This is a genomic window from Leucobacter chromiiresistens, assembly GCF_001477055.1.
Lineage (GTDB): Bacteria > Actinomycetota > Actinomycetes > Actinomycetales > Microbacteriaceae > Leucobacter > Leucobacter chromiiresistens_A.
In genome coordinates this window covers 1-1,050 of sequence record NZ_LDRK01000157.1, presented here as the reverse complement: position 1 = coordinate 1,050, position 1,050 = coordinate 1, and the positions used below count along the sequence as shown (strand labels likewise).

Sequence of the window (1,050 nt, the reverse complement as noted above, 5' to 3'; positions counted from 1 at the left end):
TCTCTCCTCGATGTCCTGCGTGGTCATGCGCTCGCGCACGACGCGCTCCATGCGGCTGAGGCCGGTGCGCACCTGGTTCTGGATGAGCTCGCCCACGGCGCGGATGCGGCGGTTGCCGAAGTGATCGATGTCGTCGGTCTCGAGGCGCACGTCGACCGGCTCGCCCTCACGGGTGCCGGGGAGCTTCTCGGTGCCCGCGTGCAGGCCGACGAGGTACTTGATCGTCGCGACGATGTCTTCGAGCGACAGCACCGAGTCGGTGATGGGCGCGTCGACGCCGAGCTTGCGGTTGATCTTGTAGCGGCCGACCTTCGCGAGGTCGTAGCGCTTGGGGTTGAAGTAGCTGTTGTCGAGGAGCGCGCGTGCGGCCTCGATCGCCACCTGCTCGCCCGGGCGCTGCTTGCGGTAGATGTCCTTGAGCGCCTCTTCCTGGGTGACGATCGCGTCCTTCTCCAGAGTGAGGGCGATCGACTCGTAGCCGGCGAACTCCTCGAGGATCTCCTCGCTCGTCATGCCCAGCGCCTTCAGGAACACGGTGACCGACTGCTTGCGCTTGCGGTCGATGCGCACGCCCACCTGGTCGCGCTTGTCGACCTCGAACTCGAGCCACGCGCCGCGGCTCGGGATCACGCGCGCGGTGAAGACGTCCTTGTCGCTCGTCTTCTCCTGCGCCCGCTCGAAGTAGACGCCGGGGCTGCGGACGAGCTGCGACACGATGACGCGCTCGGTGCCGTTGATGATGAAGGTGCCCTTGTCGGTCATGATGGGGAAATCGCCCATGTAGACCGTCTGGCTCTTGAGCACCTGCGTCTCGGTGTTGTAGAACGCGGCCTCGACGTACAGCGGGGCGGCGTAGGTCTTGCCGCGCTCCTTGCACTCCTCGATGGTGAACTTCTGCTCGTCGAGAATGGGGTTCTCGAAGGAGAGCTGCATCGTTCCGGCGTTGTCTTCGATCGGCGAGATCTCGTCGAAGATCTCCTCGAGGCCGCTCTTGAGCGCGATGTCGTCGCGCCCCTGGGCTTGCGCCTCGACGACACGCGACTTCCACGT

Annotated in this window: 1 pseudogene; it reads right to left on the bottom strand. The window is 65.4% G+C overall.

The features are described 5' to 3' along the window. Window positions 1-1,050, bottom strand: a pseudogene (locus NS354_RS12780) (DNA-directed RNA polymerase subunit beta); the annotation flags it as partial.